Annotated in this window: 12 protein-coding genes and 1 tRNA gene; 8 read left to right on the forward strand and 5 right to left on the reverse strand. The window is 41.2% G+C overall.

Features of this window, described 5'->3' with window-relative positions:
- Positions 1-130 precede the first annotated feature (130 nt).
- Positions 131-1,462, forward strand: a complete 1,332-nt coding sequence (locus tag D8837_RS02105) for a hemolysin family protein (RefSeq protein WP_125456040.1) — start codon at positions 131-133, stop codon at positions 1,460-1,462.
- A gap of 299 nt (positions 1,463-1,761) precedes the next feature.
- Here D8837_RS02105 and D8837_RS02120 read toward each other — a convergent pair.
- Positions 1,762-1,832, reverse strand: a tRNA-Cys gene (locus D8837_RS02120).
- Between the two features lie 161 nt (positions 1,833-1,993).
- Here D8837_RS02120 and D8837_RS02125 point away from each other — a divergent pair.
- From D8837_RS02125 to D8837_RS02145, 5 genes are all read left to right on the forward strand, one after another.
- Positions 1,994-3,982: a peptide ABC transporter substrate-binding protein gene (locus D8837_RS02125; RefSeq protein ID WP_125456041.1), complete on the forward strand. Its 1,989-nt coding sequence runs from the start codon at positions 1,994-1,996 to the stop codon at positions 3,980-3,982.
- 66 nt (positions 3,983-4,048) lie between these two features.
- Complete coding sequence (locus D8837_RS02130; RefSeq protein ID WP_033676161.1) at positions 4,049-5,545, forward strand: ABC transporter permease; 1,497 nt, start codon at positions 4,049-4,051, stop codon at positions 5,543-5,545.
- Complete coding sequence (oppC, locus tag D8837_RS02135; RefSeq protein ID WP_000103691.1) at positions 5,545-6,471, forward strand: oligopeptide ABC transporter permease OppC; 927 nt, start codon at positions 5,545-5,547, stop codon at positions 6,469-6,471. The genes D8837_RS02130 and oppC overlap by 1 nt, the downstream gene beginning before the upstream one ends.
- 8 nt (positions 6,472-6,479) lie before the next feature.
- Positions 6,480-7,547: an ABC transporter ATP-binding protein gene (locus D8837_RS02140; protein WP_000159550.1), complete on the forward strand. Its 1,068-nt coding sequence runs from the start codon at positions 6,480-6,482 to the stop codon at positions 7,545-7,547.
- A gap of 10 nt (positions 7,548-7,557) precedes the next feature.
- Positions 7,558-8,484, forward strand: coding sequence for an ATP-binding cassette domain-containing protein (locus D8837_RS02145; protein ID WP_125456042.1), 927 nt, complete (start codon positions 7,558-7,560; stop codon positions 8,482-8,484).
- Positions 8,485-8,932: 448 nt separating this feature from the next.
- Here the strand turns inward: D8837_RS02145 and D8837_RS02150 are convergent, their stop codons facing one another.
- The 4 genes from D8837_RS02150 to gatC form a co-directional block, all read right to left on the reverse strand.
- A complete protein-coding gene (locus D8837_RS02150) occupies positions 8,933-9,910 on the reverse strand; it encodes a 2,3-butanediol dehydrogenase (protein ID WP_125456043.1) in 978 nt (325 codons plus the stop codon).
- A 124-nt stretch (positions 9,911-10,034) separates the two neighbouring features.
- Positions 10,035-11,477 carry an Asp-tRNA(Asn)/Glu-tRNA(Gln) amidotransferase subunit GatB gene (gene gatB / locus D8837_RS02155; RefSeq protein ID WP_049522353.1) on the reverse strand — a complete coding sequence of 481 codons (1,443 nt, stop codon included), beginning with the start codon at positions 11,475-11,477 and terminating at the stop codon, positions 10,035-10,037.
- Positions 11,477-12,943 carry an Asp-tRNA(Asn)/Glu-tRNA(Gln) amidotransferase subunit GatA gene (gene gatA / locus D8837_RS02160; RefSeq protein ID WP_125456044.1) on the reverse strand — a complete coding sequence of 489 codons (1,467 nt, stop codon included), beginning with the start codon at positions 12,941-12,943 and terminating at the stop codon, positions 11,477-11,479. Before gatA ends, gatB begins: the two co-directional genes overlap by 1 nt.
- The gene (gene gatC / locus D8837_RS02165; RefSeq protein WP_000705419.1) at positions 12,943-13,245 is read right to left on the reverse strand and encodes an Asp-tRNA(Asn)/Glu-tRNA(Gln) amidotransferase subunit GatC; all 303 of its coding nucleotides are present in this window, start codon (positions 13,243-13,245) and stop codon (positions 12,943-12,945) included. The genes gatA and gatC overlap by 1 nt, the downstream gene beginning before the upstream one ends.
- A 212-nt stretch (positions 13,246-13,457) precedes the next feature.
- On the opposite strand from gatC, the gene D8837_RS02170 reads away from it, so the two are divergent.
- The gene (locus D8837_RS02170; RefSeq protein ID WP_125456045.1) at positions 13,458-15,002 is read left to right on the forward strand and encodes a peptide chain release factor 3; all 1,545 of its coding nucleotides are present in this window, start codon (positions 13,458-13,460) and stop codon (positions 15,000-15,002) included.
- A 569-nt stretch (positions 15,003-15,571) separates the two neighbouring features.
- Positions 15,572-20,323 (forward strand): accessory Sec-dependent serine-rich glycoprotein adhesin (locus tag D8837_RS02175; protein WP_125456046.1); only part of this gene is annotated, 4,752 nt, incomplete at its 3' end.

Below are 20,323 nucleotides of genomic sequence, written 5' to 3' on the forward strand. Positions count from 1 at the left end.
TTGTAGATGTAGGAGTTCTTCTTTTACTAGTTTCAGCAGGGCTAGAATAGGTACTAAGAAAAAAATAATATGTACTGGACTATATTTTGTGATATAATAGACGGTAAGATACTATTTTAGGAGAAGAACTATGGAAGACCCAAGTAGTCAGAATTTGTTGCTACAATTTGTTTTATTGTTTATCTTGACGGTGTTAAATGCTTTTTTCTCAGCCACAGAAATGGCTATGGTTTCACTTAACCGTGCGCGGGTTGAACAAAAGGCAGAAGAAGGAGATAGACGCTATATCCGTCTGCTGAAGGTACTAGAAAATCCTAACCACTTTTTATCAACCATTCAAGTAGGGATTACCCTGATTACAATCTTATCAGGGGCGAGTTTGGCAGAAACTCTGGGGCGAGAAATTGCATCTTGGCTTGGAAATGGCGAAACAGCTTATGCCGTTGCAAGTTTTCTGTCTTTAGCATTTTTGACTTATATTTCCATCGTTTTTGGAGAATTGTATCCTAAGAGAATCGCTCTTAATCTAAAGGACGCTTTAGCGATTCGTACAGCGCCAGTTATTATTGGTCTGGGGAAACTAGTTAGTCCCTTTGTTTGGCTCTTGTCTGCATCTACCAATCTCTTGAGTCGCTTGACTCCGATGACCTTTGACGATGCTGACGAAAAAATGACCCGTGATGAAATTGAGTACATGCTGACAAATAGTGAAGAAACACTAGATGCTGACGAAATTGAAATGTTACAAGGAATCTTTTCACTGGATGAATTGATGGCTAGAGAAGTCATGGTTCCTCGAACGGATGCCTTTATGGTCGATATTCAGGATGATAGTCAAACCATCATCCAAAGTATTTTAAAACAAAATTATTCTCGTATCCCTGTCTATGATGGAGACAAGGATAACGTGATTGGGATTATTCACACCAAGAGTCTCCTTAAGGCGGGCTTTGTGGACGGTTTTGACAATATTGTTTGGAAGAAAATCTTACAAGATCCACTTTTTGTTCCTGAAACTATTTTTGTGGATGACTTGTTAAAAGAACTGCGCAACACCCAAAGACAAATGGCAATCTTGCTGGATGAATACGGTGGGATGGCTGGTTTGGTGACCCTAGAAGACCTCTTAGAGGAAATCGTTGGGGAAATCGATGACGAAACAGATAAAGCGGCAATAGATGTTCATCAAATCGGTGAGGATACTTACATTGTTCAAGGTACCATGAATCTCAATGATTTTAATGACTACTTTGATGTTGAACTGGAAAGTGATGACGTTGATACCATCGCTGGTTACTATTTGACAGGAGTGGGGACCATTCCAACGACTGAGAAACTCAGTTATGAATTAGTCAGCCAAAACAAACAGCTTATCCTAACCAATGATAAGGTAAAAAATGGACGTGTTACAAAGGTAAAAGTCCAAATTACCGAAGTTGAAATAGAAGAAGAAACAGAGTAAAATAGAGGCTTTTGTCACCAGGTGTGACAAAGCTTTTTTAGTTGATTTCATACTCTTCGAAAATCAAATTCAAACCACGTCAGCTTCGCCTTGCCGTACGCAAGTACAGCCTGCGGCTAGTTTCCTAGTTTGCTCTTTGATTTTCATTGAGTATCAAAAGATTGTCTCCTAAAAAGAAGTCTGTCCCAAATTCACCCCAAAAGTTTTTGTAAGTTATATGTATTTATCCGAAGAAAATAAAAAAAGCCCTTTAAATTGAGCTTTCTGTTTAAATGAAACCTGATAAATCAAGTTATAGAAGGCGGTAGACGGATTTGAACCGACGATCAAGCTTTTGCAGAGCCGTGCCTTACCACTTGGCTATACCGCCTTAACGTTTATTATTATACCTTGAAAATGATTTTCAGTCAATAGCTTTTTCAGATTTTTTGTGTCAATAAGCCTAAATATTCTGAAAATTCGTTTACTTTTCTTGAAATCTATGATATAATTGATGATAACCTATACTTTATTTATAAGAGGAGTAAATAAATGAAAAAAAGTCAAGTGCTTGCTGTAGCGGGAGCTACCTTATTAGCGTCAGGAGTTCTAGCTGCGTGTTCAAACACTAGTTCAAATAATGCTAAACTAGCAAAAGATTACCAATATGTTTATCAAACAGATCCAGAAACTTTGGATTATATCGTCAGCAATATTGATTCAACATCATTCGTCACAACAAATGCTGTAGATGGTTTGTTGGCTAATGATAAATATGGTAACCTGGTTCCTTCTATTGCTGAATCATGGACAGTTTCAAAAGATGGTTTGACTTATACCTATAAAATCCGTAAGGATGCTAAATGGGTGACAGCAGAGGGAGAAGAATACGCTCCTGTAACTGCTAAAGACTTCATTACTGGTTTGAAACACGCCGTAGATGGAAAATCAAAAGGACTTTCAATCGTTAGCTCTTCTATTAAGGGATTAGAAGCCTATATCAAGGGTGAAACAAGCGATTTTTCAACCGTTGGAGTAAAAGCGCTTGATGATCAAACACTAGAATATACCTTGAACCAGCCAGAAACTTTCTGGAATGACAAGACCACTAGTGGTGTTTTGATGCCGGTTAATGAAGAATTCTTAACTTCAAAAGGGGAAGGTTTTGGTGCCCCAACAGATGCTAACTCTATTCTTTATAACGGTCCATTTGTCTTAAAATCTGTAACTCCAAAATCATCTATCGAGATGGCTAAAAATGATGCTTACTGGGACAAAGAAAATGTAAAAATTGAGAACGTTAAGTTCACTTTCTGGGATGGTAAGGACCAAGATGTGATTGCCAAAGGTTTTGCTGATGGTCAATATAGCAAGGCTCGTATCTTCCCTACAAGTTCTACATATGAAAAATATGCAGCTGACTTCAAAGATAACATTTACTTTAATGAACCAGGAGCGGGTGTTGCAACTGTCAGCTTGAACTATGGCCGTACAACCTATAACCACACTGCCAAAACAAGTGATGCCCAAAAGACATCTACTCAGAAAGCATTGCTAAACAAGGAATTCCGTCAAGCCTTGAACTTTGCGGTCGATCGCAATTCTTACTCAGCTCAAACAAATGGTACTGATGGAGCTGCAGTAGCCATCCGTAATACGTTTGCACCATATAATCTTCAAGTTGGTAAGAAAACATTTGGTGAATTGGTACAAGATAGCTTGGCTAAGACAAATTCTTCTACTTGGTCAAACGTGTCTCTAGCAGATTCTCAAAATGGACTTTACAATGAAGAAAAAGCGAAAGAAGTCTTTGCTAAAGCAAAATCAAGCCTACAAGCTGAAGGTGTTGAATTCCCAATCCACTTGGATGCCTTGGTTATCCAAGAATCAACAGCGGTTGTAAACCGTGTTCAATCATTGAAACAATCAATTGAAAAAGTATTGGGTTCAGATAATGTTGTTGTAGACTTACAACAAATGACTCAAGCGGAAGCTTTACCAATTTCATTTAGCGCTCCAACAGCTAAAGAGCAAGACTGGGATATCCATACCTTGCTAGGCTGGAACCCTGACTATCAAGATCCTTCTACTTTCTTGGATCAATTCGTCCTTAAGGGAGGAAGCACTCGCCTTTACCTTGGTATTGACCAAAACACAGATGCATCAGTAGTAAGCAAACTTGGTTTAGCTGACTATGGAAAATTACTTGATGACGCAAACAGCGAAAACCAAGATGTTCAAAAACGTTATGAAGAATACGCGGTGGCACAAGCTTGGTTGACTGATAATGCTTTGACAATTCCAGTAATGGCTTCTCCTAAAGAAACAGCCGTTTCATATGTTTCAAAAGTTCAACCATTTAGCTCTTCATATTCAGTAGCCGGCCTTAAAGGTGAAAATTCAGGATACTTGAAGTACACTGAAGTTGGTGAAAAAGCAATCACCAAAGAAGAGTATGAAAAAGCTCGTGAAAAATGGTTGAAAGAAAAGACTGAGTCAAACGAAAAAGCTCAAAAAGAATTGGCAAGTCATGTGAAGTAAATAATTTTCAATAGAACTTTCTCTCCATGAGGAGAAGGTTCTTTTGGGATTTTTAAAGGAAATGATATGAAAAAATATATTTTTATGCGTGTTTTGCGGTCCTTGGTTTCTATCTTCTTAGTAACAACCTTGACCTACACGATTATCTATACAATGGTTCCTCGAAAATTGATTTTCAAACAGGATACCAACTATAACAAGATTGCGACAACGGCTGATAAACGTGATAACTATGAGAATACTGTTTATGAGCGTATGGGCTATATCGAGTACTACGATACCAAAGAGTTGCAAGAAAAAGCTAGCCAGATGGATGCTTCTGTAACAGTTGAAGCCAATGACACCAACAAGGCTATCTATGAAAAATACATCAAACAAATCGGTCATGGTTGGACCCTGGGAGAATTTACTGAAAGTGGCCAATTCTACGCTACTCGTGAAATCCCAATTTTTGAACGTGTTTTTCACTTCTATGCTAACTTGATTGACATTGACCATACTAATAAAATCCAAGACCCTGAAAATCCAGACTTGAAACGTTACCTTCGTTTTGAAAATGATCCAGCTATCGGATGGTCCTTGGTTGGTTCAGGAACTAAACACAAATATCTCTTGTACTTTAACAGTCAGTTCCCGTTTGTGCATCAAAACTTTGTGAACATTAATTTAGGCGACTCTTATCCAACCTATGCTAATAGCCCTGTTTTACAGGTTATTACTCAGGGACAAGGACAAACAAAAACATCTCAAGTTCAGTTCCCAACAGGTAAGAAAACTTCTTCTGTAAATATTTACTCAAGAACCTACAAATCACCTAGTCAGGCTGACTCTCGTGAAGTAGCCAACTACGGGAAAGATGACCCTTATACAGCTACGGAAAGCAACTACCAATATCCTTCTATGATTGCCAGCTCTGCTGTCGTTGGATTGATCGGTTTGGTGATTTCTTATGCGATTGCTGTGCCGCTTGGTTCAGCTATGGCTCGCTTCAAGAACACTTGGATTGATAGCTTCTCAACAGGGGCTTTGACCTTCTTGATGGCTCTTCCAACAATTGCCTTGGTTTATATTATCCGTTTAGCTGGTTCTTCAATCGGCTTGCCAGATTCATTCCCTATCTTGGGTGCTGGAGATTGGCGTTCGTATGTTTTACCAGCAGTTATCCTTGGTTTATTGGGTGCTCCTGGTACAGCTATTTGGATTCGTCGTTACATGATTGACTTGCAATCTCAAGATTTTGTTCGTTTTGCTCGTGCAAAAGGTTTGTCTGAAAAAGAAATTTCAAACAAACACATCTTTAAAAATGCCATGGTTCCGCTGGTTTCAGGAATTCCTGGTGCTGTTATCGGGGTTATCGGTGGTGCAACCCTTACTGAAACAGTCTTCGCCTTCCCAGGTATGGGTAAAATGTTGATTGACTCTGTAAAAGCATCTAATAACTCTATGGTCGTTGGTCTTGTCTTCATCTTTACATGTATTTCTATCTTCTCTCTTCTTTTAGGAGATATTTGGATGACGATTATCGACCCACGTATTAAATTGACTGAGAAAGGAGGCAAATAATGTCTACAATCGATAAAGAAAAATTTCAGTTTGTAAAACGTGATGATTTTGCCTCTGAAGCCATTGATGCGCCAGCTTATTCATACTGGGGTTCAGTGTTTAGACAATTTATGAAGAAGAAATCAACTGTAGTCATGTTGGGAATCTTGGTAGCTATCATTTTGATGAGTTTCATCTACCCAATGTTTTCTAAGTTTGATTTCAATGATGTCAGCAAAGTAAACGACTTTAGTGCTCGTTATATCAAGCCAAATGCTGAGCATTGGTTCGGTACAGATAGTAACGGTAAATCTCTCTTTGACGGTGTCTGGTTCGGAGCTCGTAACTCTATCCTCATTTCTGTGATTGCGACAGTGATTAACTTGGTTATCGGTGTCTTTGTCGGTGGTATTTGGGGGATTTCAAAATCAGTTGACCGTGTGATGATGGAAGTTTATAACGTCATCTCAAACATCCCATCTCTTTTGATTGTCATTGTCTTGACTTACTCAATCGGAGCTGGATTCTGGAATTTGATTTTTGCCATGAGTGTGACGACATGGATTGGGATTGCCTTCATGATCCGTGTGCAAATTTTGCGCTATCGTGACTTGGAATACAACTTGGCGTCACGTACTTTGGGAACACCAACCTTGAAGATTGTTGCCAAAAATATTATGCCACAATTGGTATCTGTTATTGTGACAACCATGACTCAAATGCTTCCAAGCTTTATCTCATACGAAGCCTTCTTGTCATTCTTCGGTCTTGGATTACCGATTACCGTGCCAAGTTTGGGGCGTTTGATTTCAGATTATTCACAAAACGTAACAACCAATGCTTACTTGTTCTGGATTCCATTGACAACTCTTGTCTTGGTATCCTTGTCCCTTTTCGTAGTTGGTCAAAACTTAGCGGATGCTAGTGATCCACGTACACATAGATAGGAGTAGAAATGACAAAAGAAAAAAATGTAATTTTGACTGCTCGCGATATTGTCGTGGAATTTGACGTCCGTGACAAAGTATTGACAGCCATTCGCGGTGTTTCCCTTGAACTAGTTGAAGGAGAAGTATTAGCCTTGGTAGGTGAGTCAGGATCAGGAAAATCTGTTTTGACAAAGACTTTCACAGGTATGCTTGAAGAAAATGGTCGCATTGCCCAAGGTAGTATTGACTACCGTGGTCAGGATTTGACAGCCTTGTCTTCTCACAAGGATTGGGAACAAATTCGTGGTGCTAAGATCGCGACTATCTTCCAAGATCCAATGACTAGTTTGGACCCAATTAAAACAATTGGTAGTCAGATTACAGAAGTTATTGTAAAACACCAAGGTAAAACAGCTAAAGAAGCGAAAGAATTGGCGATTGACTACATGAATAAGGTTGGGATTCCAGACGCAGATAGACGTTTTGATGAATACCCATTCCAATATTCTGGAGGAATGCGTCAACGTATCGTTATTGCGATTGCCCTTGCCTGCCGACCTGATGTCTTGATCTGTGATGAGCCAACGACTGCCTTGGATGTGACCATCCAAGCTCAGATTATTGATTTGCTGAAATCCTTGCAAAATGAGTACCATTTCACAACAATCTTTATCACTCACGACCTTGGTGTGGTGGCAAGTATTGCGGATAAGGTAGCGGTTATGTATGCAGGAGAAATCGTTGAGTATGGAACTGTTGAGGAAGTCTTCTACGACCCTCGCCATCCATATACATGGAGTCTCTTGTCTAGCTTGCCTCAGCTTGCTGATGATAAAGGGGATCTTTACTCAATCCCAGGAACACCTCCGTCACTTTATACTGACCTGAAAGGGGATGCCTTTGCCTTGCGTTCTGACTATGCAATGCAGATCGACTTCGAACAAAAAGCTCCTCAATTCTCAGTATCAGAGACACATTGGGCTAAAACTTGGCTACTTCATGAGGATGCTCCAAAAGTAGAAAAACCAGCTGTGATTGCAAATCTCCATGATAAGATTCGTGAAAAAATGGGATTTGCCCATCTGGCTGACTAGGAGGAAGGAAATGTCTGAAAAATTAGTAGAAATCAAAGATTTAGAAATTTCCTTCGGTGAAGGAAGTAAGAAGTTTGTCGCGGTTAAAAATGCTAACTTCTTTATCAACAAGGGAGAAACTTTCTCGCTTGTAGGTGAGTCAGGTAGTGGGAAAACAACTATTGGTCGTGCCATTATTGGTCTAAATGATACAAGTAATGGTGACATCATTTTTGATGGTCAAAAGATTAATGGTAAGAAATCGCGTGAACAAGCTGCGGAATTGATTCGTCGTATCCAGATGATTTTCCAAGACCCTGCAGCAAGTTTGAATGAACGTGCTACTGTTGATTATATTATTTCTGAAGGTCTTTACAATCACCGTTTATTTAAGGATGAAGAAGAACGTAAAGAGAAAGTTCAAAATATTATCCGTGAAGTAGGTCTTCTTGCTGAGCACTTGACTCGTTACCCTCATGAATTCTCAGGTGGTCAACGTCAACGTATCGGTATTGCTCGTGCCTTGGTGATGAAACCAGATTTTGTTATTGCAGATGAGCCCATTTCAGCCTTGGACGTTTCTGTTCGTGCCCAAGTCTTGAACTTGCTCAAAAAATTCCAAAAAGAACTCGGTTTGACCTATCTCTTCATCGCCCATGATTTGTCGGTTGTTCGTTTTATTTCAGATCGTATCGCGGTTATTTACAAGGGTGTTATTGTAGAGGTTGCAGAAACAGAAGAACTGTTTAATAATCCAATTCATCCATATACTCAGGCCTTGCTTTCAGCGGTACCAATCCCAGATCCAATCTTGGAACGTAAGAAGGTTTTGAAGGTTTACGACCCAAGTCAACACGACTATGAGACTGATAAGCCATCTATGGTAGAAATCCGTCCAGGTCACTATGTTTGGGCTAACCAAGCCGAATTGGCGCGTTACCAACAAGGGTTAAACTAATAATGGTTTTATAATTTCCATGTCAACTTTTATGGAAATTATAAACCTTTTTTGTTTTTACTATTCATTTAATCCAGTGTTGTGTAATGTGATTATTTGTAAAGTATTTGTCTGATAACAAGGTATTGTGAAATTAAATATGAATAGTTATTTAACAAATTAGATGTAGAGACTTTTTTTAATATCTAAAGTATGTTGATCAGATTTTTATATTCAAAAAAAGGTTGAAGTAATGTACATCAACTTTTTTTATCAAATTATGTGACTTTCAGTCCATATCGTCTGTTAGATGCGAGATAAATAAACCACCCGCTATTGAACTGATCCCAAAAGTTAGATTTTTCTATCTAACTTTTGGAGTGTAGTTCATAGACGGGTGGTTATGATTCAGATAATTTTTTTATTCTGGTTCTACCAAAATTTTAATTTGTGACTTATCTTGAGTTAATTAGATAAAGCCTTCTTCGACGATATTTTCCAATTTAATTTTCTTAGTAACTAATTTTTCAGCAGAGAAGTAGCCTTGTTCCATCAATTCTAATACTTTAGGGAAGATATGACGATAAGCAATGATTCCTTTTAGTGTCTTTTCTTGGATTGCAAATTCATTCGGATTAATATTTGCTTCTCGTTCCCAGATAGAGACCACTATGCACTCACCTGCTTTATGTACGGCAGCTAAGGCTTGTCCTAAAACTACTGGCACACCCGTTACTTCATAAGAAACATCTACACCACCGTTTGTTAAACGATGAATAGCTTCAACAGCTGTTTCACCTTCTTCCGGACGGACAACGATAGCTCCTAACTCTTCAGCTTTTGCTTGACGTTCAGGTGATAATTCAACAGCATAAATCTTAGAAGCACTCGCTGCACGAAGGGCTTCTACAATTAAGAGACCAATCGGACCTAAGCCAAAGACAGCAGCAGTATCACCAGTTTTTAGTGCTGATTGACGAACTGCATAAACTGCAACAGCAGCTTGCTCATAGCTTAAGCTATCTGGAATGACATGTACTAAGTCACCGTTTAAAACACAATATTTGGCAAATCCACCGTCTGCAGCCAAACCGACAAAATTAAGGTTTGGATCCAAATTATAATTACCAACTAAGTTATTCTTAGCTAGAATTGGTGCTACAGCAACACGATCACCAACTTTAACACGAGTAACATCGCTTCCGACTTCTACAATTTCACCAGAAAATTCATGTCCCAGTGTTACTGGTGCTTTTTGACCAGAATAGACATATTCTTCTGTTGGGATGAAGATAGGGCCATCTAAAAATTCGTGGAGGTCAGTACCACAAATTTCCGTGAATTTAACAGCAACTTTTACTTGGTGCGGAAGTACCTCAGGGACTTCTACTTCTTGAATACGAACATCTTTTGCTTCATGCCAGCGAGCTGCTTTCATTGTAGCCATATGAATAACTCCTTATTGTTACGATTTTTAGTTTTCTTTTTAGGAAACTTTACATGCAAAATTGCAAACGCTTTCCTTGTATTTGTCAAGAAAAACCAACCTCAAGGCTGGTTTCTTTTACATATTAATCTTCTTTCAACTTCGCTAATTCCTGAGCAAGGAGTTTAAGGGCGACTTGTGGGTTGGCTTGGCCTTTGGTTGCTTTCATAAGGAATCCTGTAAAGGCCTTATCTGCGTTACGTTTACCTGACTTGAAGTCGGCAACAGCGGCTTCGTTATCGGCAAAGACTTGGTGGATAATTGGAATCAAGACAGCTGGATCTGAGATTTGAACCATGCCTGCTTTCTCAACGTATTCACGCGCTCCACCGCCATTTTTAGCTAGGTGGACAAAGACTTTCTTAGCAATCTTAGAAGAGATAGTACCGTCTTCGATGATGGCAATCATTTCTACCAAGTTTTCTGGTGTCAATTCGATTTGTTCCAGTGTCTTGCCTTCAGCGTTTAAGAACTGAGCGACTTCGCCTTGGAGCCAGTTAGAGACTTGCTTGGCATCACCACCAAGGGCAACAGCTTTTTCAAAGAAGTCAGAAGTGACTTTGTTAGCAGTCAACTGGCTAGCATCGTAGTCTGATAAGCCAAGGTCAGAGACATAGCGCGCACGGCGTTCTTTTGGAAACTCTGGCAACTCAGTTCGCATTTCCTCAATCCACTCGTCTGAGATTTCAAAGAGAGGTAGGTCTGGTTCTGGGAAGTAGCGGTAGTCAGCAGCGCCTTCCTTGACACGCATGAGGATGGTTGCCTTGTTAGCTTCATCGTAACGGCGTGTTTCTTGGCGGATTTGACCCCCTGAGCGAAGAATTTCAGCCTGGCGTTGAACTTCATATTCAAGACCCTTACGAACGTTTGAGAAGGAGTTGAGGTTTTTCAACTCAGTCTTGGTACCGAATTTTTCTTGACCATAAGGACGAAGAGAAATATTGGCATCCACACGCATAGAACCTTCTTCCATCTTGACGTCAGAAATGCCAGCGTACTGGATAACTTCCTTGAGGGCTGTTAGGTAAGCATAGGCTTCTTCAGGAGAACGCATGTCTGCTTCAGATACAATCTCAATCAAAGGCACCCCTTGGCGGTTGAGGTCAACGTAAGAGTAGCCATCAGTACCGTGGGTGTTTTTACCAGCATCTTCTTCTAGGTGGGCACGTTCGATACCGATTTTCTTAGTTGTACCATCTTCTAGTTCCACTTCAATCCAGCCGTTGTAACCGATTGGCTCATCAAACTGAGAAATTTGGTAGGCTTTAGGATTATCAGGGTAGAAGTAGTTCTTGCGGTCAAAGTGCATCTTTTTATGGATGTCCATGTTGAGGGCAAGAGCAGCCTTGATTCCGGCATCGACAACACCTTTGTTGAGAACCGGAAGTACTCCTGGGAAAGACCAGTCAATCACGTTAGTGTTGGCGTTTTGGTCATTTCCGAAGTGGGCAGAAGTAGGTGAGAAGATTTTTGAATTGGTGTTGAGCTCTACGTGGACTTCAAGTCCAATGACTGTTTCAAAGTTCATTAGTTGTCACCTCCAAAAATCACGGGTTGTTGTTTGTGGTAGTCTGTTGTTGCCTCAAAAACAGCAGCAGCTTGGTAAATGGTTTCCTCAGAGTACTTAGGACCAATCAATTGGAGTCCGACTGGTAGACCTTGAGAGAATCCAGCAGGAATCGAAATCCCTGGAAGACCAGCCAAGTTGACTGGGATGGTCAAGAGGTCAGCCAAGTACATGGCAACTGGATCGTGGTTGAGTGAATCCAAGTCGTAGGCTACGCTTGGTGCAGTTGGTCCCAAAATCAAGTCGTAATCCGCGAAGACTTTTTCGAAATCTTGAATGATGAGGGTACGGACTTGACCAGCCTTCTTGTAGTAAGCATCGTAGTAACCTGATGAAAGACTGAATGTTCCAAGCATGATACGACGTTTCACTTCTTCACCAAAACCTTGGCTACGGCTGTTTACATAGATTTCATCAAGATTAGTCGCATCCTCTGCACGATAGCCGTAACGGATACCGTCAAAACGTTGCAAGTTTGATGATGCTTCAGATGAAGCGATGATGTAGTAGACGGCAACCCCGTATTTTGAGTGAGGAAGGCTGACTTCTTCGACAATAGCACCAAGTTTTTCAAAGTGTTTAGCGGCATTCAGAATGGTTTCCTTAACCTCTGGGTCAATCCCTTCACCGAGGTATTCCTTAGGCAAAGCGATTTTCATACCCTTGATGTCTTGGCCGATTTTTGAAGTAAAGTCGGCGATGCGGACAGGAGCAGAAGTAGAGTCTTTTGCATCTTCGCTGGCAATCGCGTTGAGCAAGAGAGCATTTTCCTTAACAGTCGGAGCAAAAGGTCCAATCTGGTCTAATGAGCTACCAAAGGCAATGAGACCGAAACGAGAAACCGTTCCGTAGGTTGGTTTGAGACCGACGATCCCGTTGAAGGCAGCAGGTTGGCGGATAGAACCACCTGTATCAGATCCAAGTGACAAGCGGACTTGTCCTGAGGCTACGGCTGCGGCAGAACCACTAGACGAGCCACCAGGAACCTTGCTGTGGTCCCAAGCGTTTTTAGTGGCACCGTAGTGAGAAGTCTCACCTGAACCACCCATGGCAAATTCGTCCATGTTGGTTTTCCCAACAACAATCATGCCCTTGGCTTTTGCATTGGCAACGGCTGTCGCATCAAAGATTGGCTCGTAGTTGTAGAGCATTTTTGAAGCAGCAGTTGTGAGAATACCGTCTGTAGAGATATTATCCTTAACAGCAAGTGGAATTCCTGAAAGGACATTATCAGCATCAATTCCAGCTTCATCAATAGCTTTAGCTTGAGCAAGGGCTTGCTCCTCAGCGATGGTGACAAAGGCGTTGATAGCTGTCTCGCGAGACTGGATATCTTCAAGCGTAGCTTGTGTCAATTCTGTTGCTGAAATTTCCTTAGAAACAAGGAGATTGTGCAAGTCTTCAATGGTTTTATTGTTAAAAGTCATTAGGCATCTCCTCCATCGTCTAGGATAGCTGGTACCTTGATATAGTAGTTGTCTTTTTCAGGTACGTTTTTAAACAAGCGATCACGGTCTGTTCCTTCTTCGGCCACATCAGGGCGGAGTACGGTCTTGCGGTCAGCCATGGTCGTAGTAGGTGCGACACCAGTTGTGTCAACTTCGCCCAGTAACTCAACCATGTCAACAATCTTAGACAAGGTAGTCGCAAAGGCAGCAGTTTCTTCTTCAGAGAATCTTAATTTTGAAAGATTGGCAACGTGTGTTACCTCTTCTTGCGTAATTTTCATCTTGCATCCTTTCGTGAAATGATGATTTTTAGTCTGTTCTATTTTACCATATTTTCCTATAAATAAGGGAAGGATAAGTGAAAAGAAATAGAAATTGAAAAAAATGCTAAAATCCGATATAATGGAGTGTTGAAAGGAATGGTAAAATCCAATGTAGAAATCATTCTTAGCTATTGAAACAAGAAAAATAGAGAATCAAAGAAAGAGAACTTATGAATATTCAAGAAGAAATTAAGAAACGTCGTACCTTTGCCATCATCTCTCACCCGGACGCGGGGAAAACAACCATAACGGAGCAGTTGCTCTACTTTGGGGGCGAGATTCGTGAGGCTGGTACTGTAAAAGGGAAGAAAACAGGGACTTTTGCCAAGTCTGACTGGATGGATATCGAGAAGCAACGCGGGATTTCTGTTACTTCATCTGTTATGCAATTTGACTACGACGGTAAACGCGTGAATATCCTCGACACCCCAGGGCACGAGGATTTCTCAGAAGATACCTATCGTACCTTGATGGCGGTGGATGCTGCGGTCATGGTTGTAGATTCTGCCAAGGGTATCGAGGCTCAAACCAAGAAATTGTTCGAAGTTGTCAAACACCGTGGTATTCCAGTCTTCACCTTTATGAACAAGCTGGACCGTGACGGTCGTGAGCCACTGGATCTCTTGCAAGAATTGGAAGAAGTCTTGGGTATTGCGAGTTACCCGATGAACTGGCCAATCGGGATGGGGAAAGCCTTTGAGGGACTCTATGACATCTATAACCAACGCCTGGAGCTCTATAAAGGGGATGAACGTTTTGCTAGTCTTGAAGATGGGGACAAGCTTTTTGGCAGCAATCCTTTCTACGAGCAAGTCAAAGATGACATTGAACTTTTAAATGAAGCTGGGAATGAGTTTTCAGAGGAAGCTATTCTAGCTGGAGAATTAACACCTGTCTTCTTCGGTTCAGCCCTTACTAACTTTGGTGTGCAGACCTTCCTTGAGACCTTCCTCAAGTTTGCTCCAGAGCCACATGGACACAAGAAAACAGACGGTGAAATTGTGGATCCTTACGATAAGGATTTCTCAGGATTTGTCTTTAAAATCCAAGCCAACATGGATCCTCGTCACCGTGACCGCATCGCCTTTGTCCGTGTCGTATCGGGTGAATTTGAGCGTGGGATGAGTGTCAATCTACCTCGTACTGGTAAGGGGGCCAAGCTGTCTAATGTTACTCAGTTTATGGCAGAAAGTCGTGAGAATGTGACCAATGCTGTGGCGGGTGATATCATCGGGGTTTATGATACAGGTACTTATCAGGTTGGGGATACCTTGACAGTTGGAAAAAATAAGTTTGAGTTTGAACCACTGCCAACCTTTACCCCTGAGATTTTCATGAAAGTTTCTGCTAAGAATGTCATGAAGCAAAAATCCTTCCACAAGGGGATTGAGCAATTGGTGCAAGAGGGAGCCATTCAGCTTTATAAGAATTACCAAACAGGCGAATACATGCTGGGAGCTGTAGGTCAACTCCAATTTGAAGTTTTTAAACACCGCATGGAAGGCGAGTACAATGCAGAAGTAGTCATGAGCCCAATGGGTAAAAAGACCGTTCGCTGGATCAAGCCTGAGGACTTGGATGAACGGATGTCATCAAGTCGAAATATCTTGGCCAAAGACCGCTTTGACCAACCAGTCTTCCTCTTTGAAAATGACTTTGCCCTCCGCTGGTTTGCGGACAAGTATCCAGATGTAGAGTTGGAAGAGAAGATGTAGATCGTTACAAATGACTAGCAACATAAAGTTGCTGTCATTTGACGGTAACCGCTATGGCGGTCTACCTAAACGCTTAACTAGGAAAAATCCACGAATATTATCGATTCGTGGATTTTTCCGTCGTAATGGTAAGGAAGCGAACTAGCTAACTGCCTCACTAACTGAGTTTTACAAATGGAATCGATTTGCCAAACTCCGTGTTGTAGTGAGAAAATCAGTAATTGCTGTGGATGTAATGATTCACAGCTTTTCTGATTAAAAAATATGAAAATATATCAATTGTGACGAAAGTAATAAATTAGTTGTCTTAATGAATGTGGTTATAGATTCATTTTTATAGTATGAATATAGAGAAAGAAAGCATAAAAACTGGGCTGAGTTTGCTTTTAGGAAATTTTACGAGGTTTTCTATGTAAGGATAATTAGGGGGGAGACAAGTTAGTTTGAAATATTGTATTACATAAAAATATATTAACATCCTTGACAATCGTTTGCACTTAAAGTATACTTAACGTATGATTAAAATGGGGTGGATTGTCCACTTTTGGTATGTAACGAAAGGGTAGAGTATGTTTTTTAGACGTCAAAAAGGTGAGTATAGAGAAACCGACCGAGTGACGAGGTATAAATTAATCAAATCAGGAAAACATTGGTTGCGCGCTTCAACCTCTCTTTTTGGTTTGTTCAAGGTCTTGCGGGGTGGTGTAGATACGACTCAGGTCATGACGGAAGTAGTAGAGGATAAAGTGAATCCTTCTATTACAGGTCTGGATATTATCAAGGGACTTGCTGCCACAGGGGCTGTGTTAGGTGGTAGTGTTGCTACTCAAACAAAAGTGTTTGCAAATGAAACAGTAGCCGTGGAAAAGACACTGGAAAATCCAGATCTTTTGGTTACCAATGATACAGTAGTTTTAGGGACAACATTTGTAAGTAATTCAGAGAATTCTGCTAGCTTATCTACTTCTTTGAGCGAAAGCACTTCGATGTCAGAATCTGTATCTAAGAGTTCGTCAGCCAGTGCTTCGACGAGTACTTCTGCAAGTGCCTCAGCAAGCACTAGCGCTTCAGCTTCAGCAAGTACCAGCGCATCGGCTTCAGCATCGACAAGTGCCTCTGCCAGTACCTCTACTAGTTTCAGTCAATCAACAGGTGGAGTAGGTAGTGTTTCATTACTTACAAGCTTATCAGGCAAACAGAGCACTTATGCGACAGCAACTGAGCAAGACTCTTCTGTACCAAAAGAATCAACTGGCCTAAAAATTGATTCTGCTCTACTAAAGGCAACTGAGATTGCTGGGAAGGTTAGTGCGAGCGCTGCTCAATCAACTTCTGCCACTACTAGTATCGTAGGAGTTACTGCTGGTGCTATTGCAACAGCAGAAGTTTCAGCTAAGCAACAAGATGACAATCGTAAGAAGTTGACAAAACTTTCAGCTGAGATGGGTGAGTACCTAGCTAAAGCTGTTGGCCTACCAAATACTGACTCAGCTATTACTAAAGTCAATGCTGCGGTAACTGAGATTGAAAAAGCCTTGGCTGATCCAACTAGTGATTTGACAGCAGTGGTACAAAAAGCGACTCAAGCTCGTAATTCCATTGCCAATGCTGTTTTGAGAGCCAATTCAGGCGCGCGTGATGTCCGTAATGGTCAAGCCATGTTGCGTGACACCTCTCTTCGAGCGAGTTGGGCTAATCCTCAGAATGACGGGCGTATGACAGTAAGTAGCCCAGTCGCTACTTTTGATAAGGCTACTGGTATCGCGACGTACACCATGAATGTTCAGGCTGATAGTGCTTTGAGCAATGTAGGTGTTAAAATAAATGTCGGTAAAGGTGGTCATGTCCAAAGTGCAACATTTAATGACAATCAGATGACTCCGACCTTTACTCAGGGTTCTGAAATTGTTTATAATTACAGACATGGACAAAATAGAAACTTAAACGGTACAATTGTAGTCAAAGTTAAATACGATAACAATGTTCCGAATGCGACTGCAGATATGCAGGTGCAGGTTAGCTCGGCACCTATCGGGCAAAATACTCAAGGGAATGCTTCTAGAGTTCAATCTGCAAGTGTTTCGACAGGCTATAATACATCAAAACCTACGACACCACCTTCTGTGAGTAAATCAGGTCCAATTATCCAGAATAATAATGGAACTCATTTTGATGTCTATAATGATGATTATTTCGTTCATGTGCTTCCTATTTTAAAAAACAGAGCTAGTATCCGCCAATATGGAATTATCAAGCAGGATGCGATTCCTGGAGTCACTTATGGCGGAGAAAAGATGGCACAAGAAATAAATCGACCCAATCCGAGATATAATCCTTATAAGCCTAGCACTGGAAGCCCATGGTTAAATCAAAAAAGTGAGATTGACAGGATTGGAACGGGTATATCAGGTACTGTAGGTAATGGTGAGGCGTCCGCTGTAGTAGGAAAAACCTATAGCTATCGTATTGGTGCATCAGATTGGGGTGGTGGATCATCTGAGGCTACTCTTACCTACACCATCAAAGGTTTTAACGAACGTCATGATGTTCAAAGTGGAGATGTTGTTCAAGTTAAGGATTTGGAGCATTTAACACAGCAAGAAATTGCAGAAGTTTATAATAACTTTATTAATAATGATGCCAATAAACGAGATTTATTAACTAATCGAGACCTTACTAAAGATGTATCAAAATCAAACTTAACTTCGGACGCAAATGGTACCGTTTTAACCTTCCCAGGAACGAAAGCTAAGATTGAAGTTTCAACAAATGGTACGATCACCGTTACTTATCGTGATGGTACCACAAGTACTATCAATGCTACCTTAGAAAAATATAATCCAATTGCTAAAGTACCGAAAGTTTATACCTATGTAGGTGAGCGGGCGAGCGACTTGGAAACTGCAAGTAATTTTATCCAGCGTGCTAACGGTAAAGCATTCCCTAATGGAACAAGAATTACCTGGAAACAAGGTGCAGGAATTAATACATCAGAGACAGGTTCTAAACAAGCTATTGCTCATCTCGAATATCCTAATGGTGGCAGTGAAGATGTTACTGTAGATTATGAAGTTCTGGCGACAATTAAACCTAAAGGTCCGGTAAATGATATTCAAGGAACAGCACCTCATAATGGAACTGTTTGGCATAAGTATGTTGATAAGGAGGGAGCAGCTAACTATCCAAGTGGTGCTAGCCAAGCTTGGAGTAAAGATGGGCAAGCAGTTTCTGGCTCACCTATCAATACAAATGAGGCAGGAAGACAGATCTACCAAGTGACCTTTACCTATCCTGTAGGTCGTATGGGGGAAAATGACTCTAATAAATTAAGTAATAAAGTTAATGTTGTTCATGATGTTTATAAGTTTGAATCAAATCGTTCTTATACTTTTACACAGAATAAGACTGATGAACCAGCTTATAAACAAGCTGTAGCAAATCCTAAAGAAGTCGTTACCAATTTTGTTGGAAGTCCAGATTTTAATGCAGCGCGTACTAATTATAAGTGGGTAGATGGTGCTCCTTCACTTTCTACAGTTGGAAGTTTCACTAAGTATGTTGAAGTAGAACTACCTGCAGATTCAACGGGTGTAAGAGTTAAACAAAATGTTCCTGTTCCTGTGAAAGTAAATCCACAAGCGCCTGAAATAGCAGATGATTCTGTGAATGAAAAAGGTGGTTTGCCAAACCGTCAAATCGTAGTAAATAACGTAACACCAGGAGCAACGGTTACTTTAACGATTGGTACCCAAACCTTCACTAAACAATCTACCGGAACAAGTGTGACGTTTGAATCGTCGGAGTTGAAACGCGTTACTGACGCCAATAATGGATTGTTACCTACAGGAGAAGTAACGGTTAAACAAGAGAAAGTTGTAATGACTCCTGCTGGAGGAACAGAGCCCCTTACTTCTGCGACAACTACTAAGACTATTACCAAAGAAAATGTAGCTCCAACTGTTAATTATACTATTAAGGTTAATGGTAAAGTACCGGAAAAAGATAGCGCGGGACGTTATAAATTTTATGCGGGTGATACGATTGAGGTAACCTTTACTGGTAAAGATAATAGTGGCAAGCTTGCTTCGTTGAAAATGCGAGGAAATGGTAATGATTTAACTGATTTCTTTGAGGGTAGAGGTGAATGGGGTAGTGGTAAAATTTCAAATATTACTACAACGACGAGTGATGATCGTACGACCATTACTGTGAAAGCTACCGCAAATAGTAACCTTACTTATAAAGATACCAATAGATGGTCTCGTCAGGTTGAGGCTATAGATCCAAGTGGGAATAAGACTTCTGAGAACTTTGGAATCCAGCAGGATAAATTAGAAAACTTATTCAAAAAGCCGGTAATTAATGTTACTGAGGTGAAGGATAAAAACAATTTAACTGAGGATGATAAAGAAAAAGTTAGAGAAGAAATTAGAAAAGCCCATGATAAGGTGGTTGCAAAAGGTCGCGAGCGTATTTCAAGTATTGATGTGAGCGCTAATGGTGTTGCGACAGTCTATTATAAAGATAATGCGAAGGTGACATCTGGAACACAGCCATATTCACCGACTGTCTATAATCAAGATGAAACAGTTTCTGATAGAGTATACAGATCTGAGTCAGCCTCCGCATCTACAAGTGCCTCAGCCTCCGCATCAACCAGCGCGAGCCAAAGTGCCTCAACAAGTGCATCTAAGTCCGCATCTACAAGTGCTTCAGAATCGGCAAGAACCAGCGCGTCGGCTTCAGCAAGTACAAGTGCATCAGCCTCAGCGTCAACAAGTGCATCGGCTTCAGCAAGTACCAGCGCGTCAGCCTCAGGAAGCACAAGTGCCTCGGCTTCAGCAAGTACTAGTGCGTCAGCATCGGCGTCAACAAGCGCGTCGGCTTCAGCGTCAACCAGTGCGTCGGCTTCTGCAAGTACCAGCGCGTCAGCCTCAGCAAGCACAAGTGCCTCGGCTTCAGCAAGCACTAGCGCGTCAGCATCGGCAAGCACTAGCGCCTCGGCCTCAGCAAGTACTAGCGCGTCAGCATCGGCAAGTACTAGCGCGTCAGCTTCAGCAAGTACGAGTGCCTCAGCTTCAGCAAGTACAAGCGCGTCGGCCTCAGCGTCAACAAGTGCCTCAGCTTCCGCATCAACCAGTGCGTCAGCTTCAGCAAGCACAAGCGCCTCGGCCTCAGCAAGTACCAGTGCGTCAGCTTCAGCAAGTACCAGTGCATCAGCCTCAGCATCGACAAGTGCTTCAGCTTCAGCGTCAACAAGTGCCTCGGCTTCAGCAAGTACTAGTGCATCGGCTTCAGCGTCAACAAGTGCGTCAGCCTCA

It is taken from the genome of Streptococcus mitis, from assembly GCF_003942965.1.
Classification (GTDB): domain Bacteria; phylum Bacillota; class Bacilli; order Lactobacillales; family Streptococcaceae; genus Streptococcus; species Streptococcus mitis_BH.

Coding starts and splice junctions, on each gene's coding strand:
- oppC (WP_000103691.1), top strand. CDS start 5,545: ATGTCTACAATCGATAAAGAAAAATTTCAGTTTGTAAAACGTGATGAT.
- gatC (WP_000705419.1), bottom strand. CDS start 13,245: ATGAAAATTACGCAAGAAGAGGTAACACACGTTGCCAATCTTTCAAAA.
- gatA (WP_125456044.1), bottom strand. CDS start 12,943: ATGACTTTTAACAATAAAACCATTGAAGACTTGCACAATCTCCTTGTT.
- D8837_RS02105 (WP_125456040.1), top strand. CDS start 131: ATGGAAGACCCAAGTAGTCAGAATTTGTTGCTACAATTTGTTTTATTG.
- D8837_RS02145 (WP_125456042.1), top strand. CDS start 7,558: ATGTCTGAAAAATTAGTAGAAATCAAAGATTTAGAAATTTCCTTCGGT.
- D8837_RS02140 (WP_000159550.1), top strand. CDS start 6,480: ATGACAAAAGAAAAAAATGTAATTTTGACTGCTCGCGATATTGTCGTG.
- gatB (WP_049522353.1), bottom strand. CDS start 11,477: ATGAACTTTGAAACAGTCATTGGACTTGAAGTCCACGTAGAGCTCAAC.
- D8837_RS02125 (WP_125456041.1), top strand. CDS start 1,994: ATGAAAAAAAGTCAAGTGCTTGCTGTAGCGGGAGCTACCTTATTAGCG.
- D8837_RS02130 (WP_033676161.1), top strand. CDS start 4,049: ATGAAAAAATATATTTTTATGCGTGTTTTGCGGTCCTTGGTTTCTATC.
- D8837_RS02150 (WP_125456043.1), bottom strand. CDS start 9,910: ATGGCTACAATGAAAGCAGCTCGCTGGCATGAAGCAAAAGATGTTCGT.
- D8837_RS02170 (WP_125456045.1), top strand. CDS start 13,458: ATGAATATTCAAGAAGAAATTAAGAAACGTCGTACCTTTGCCATCATC.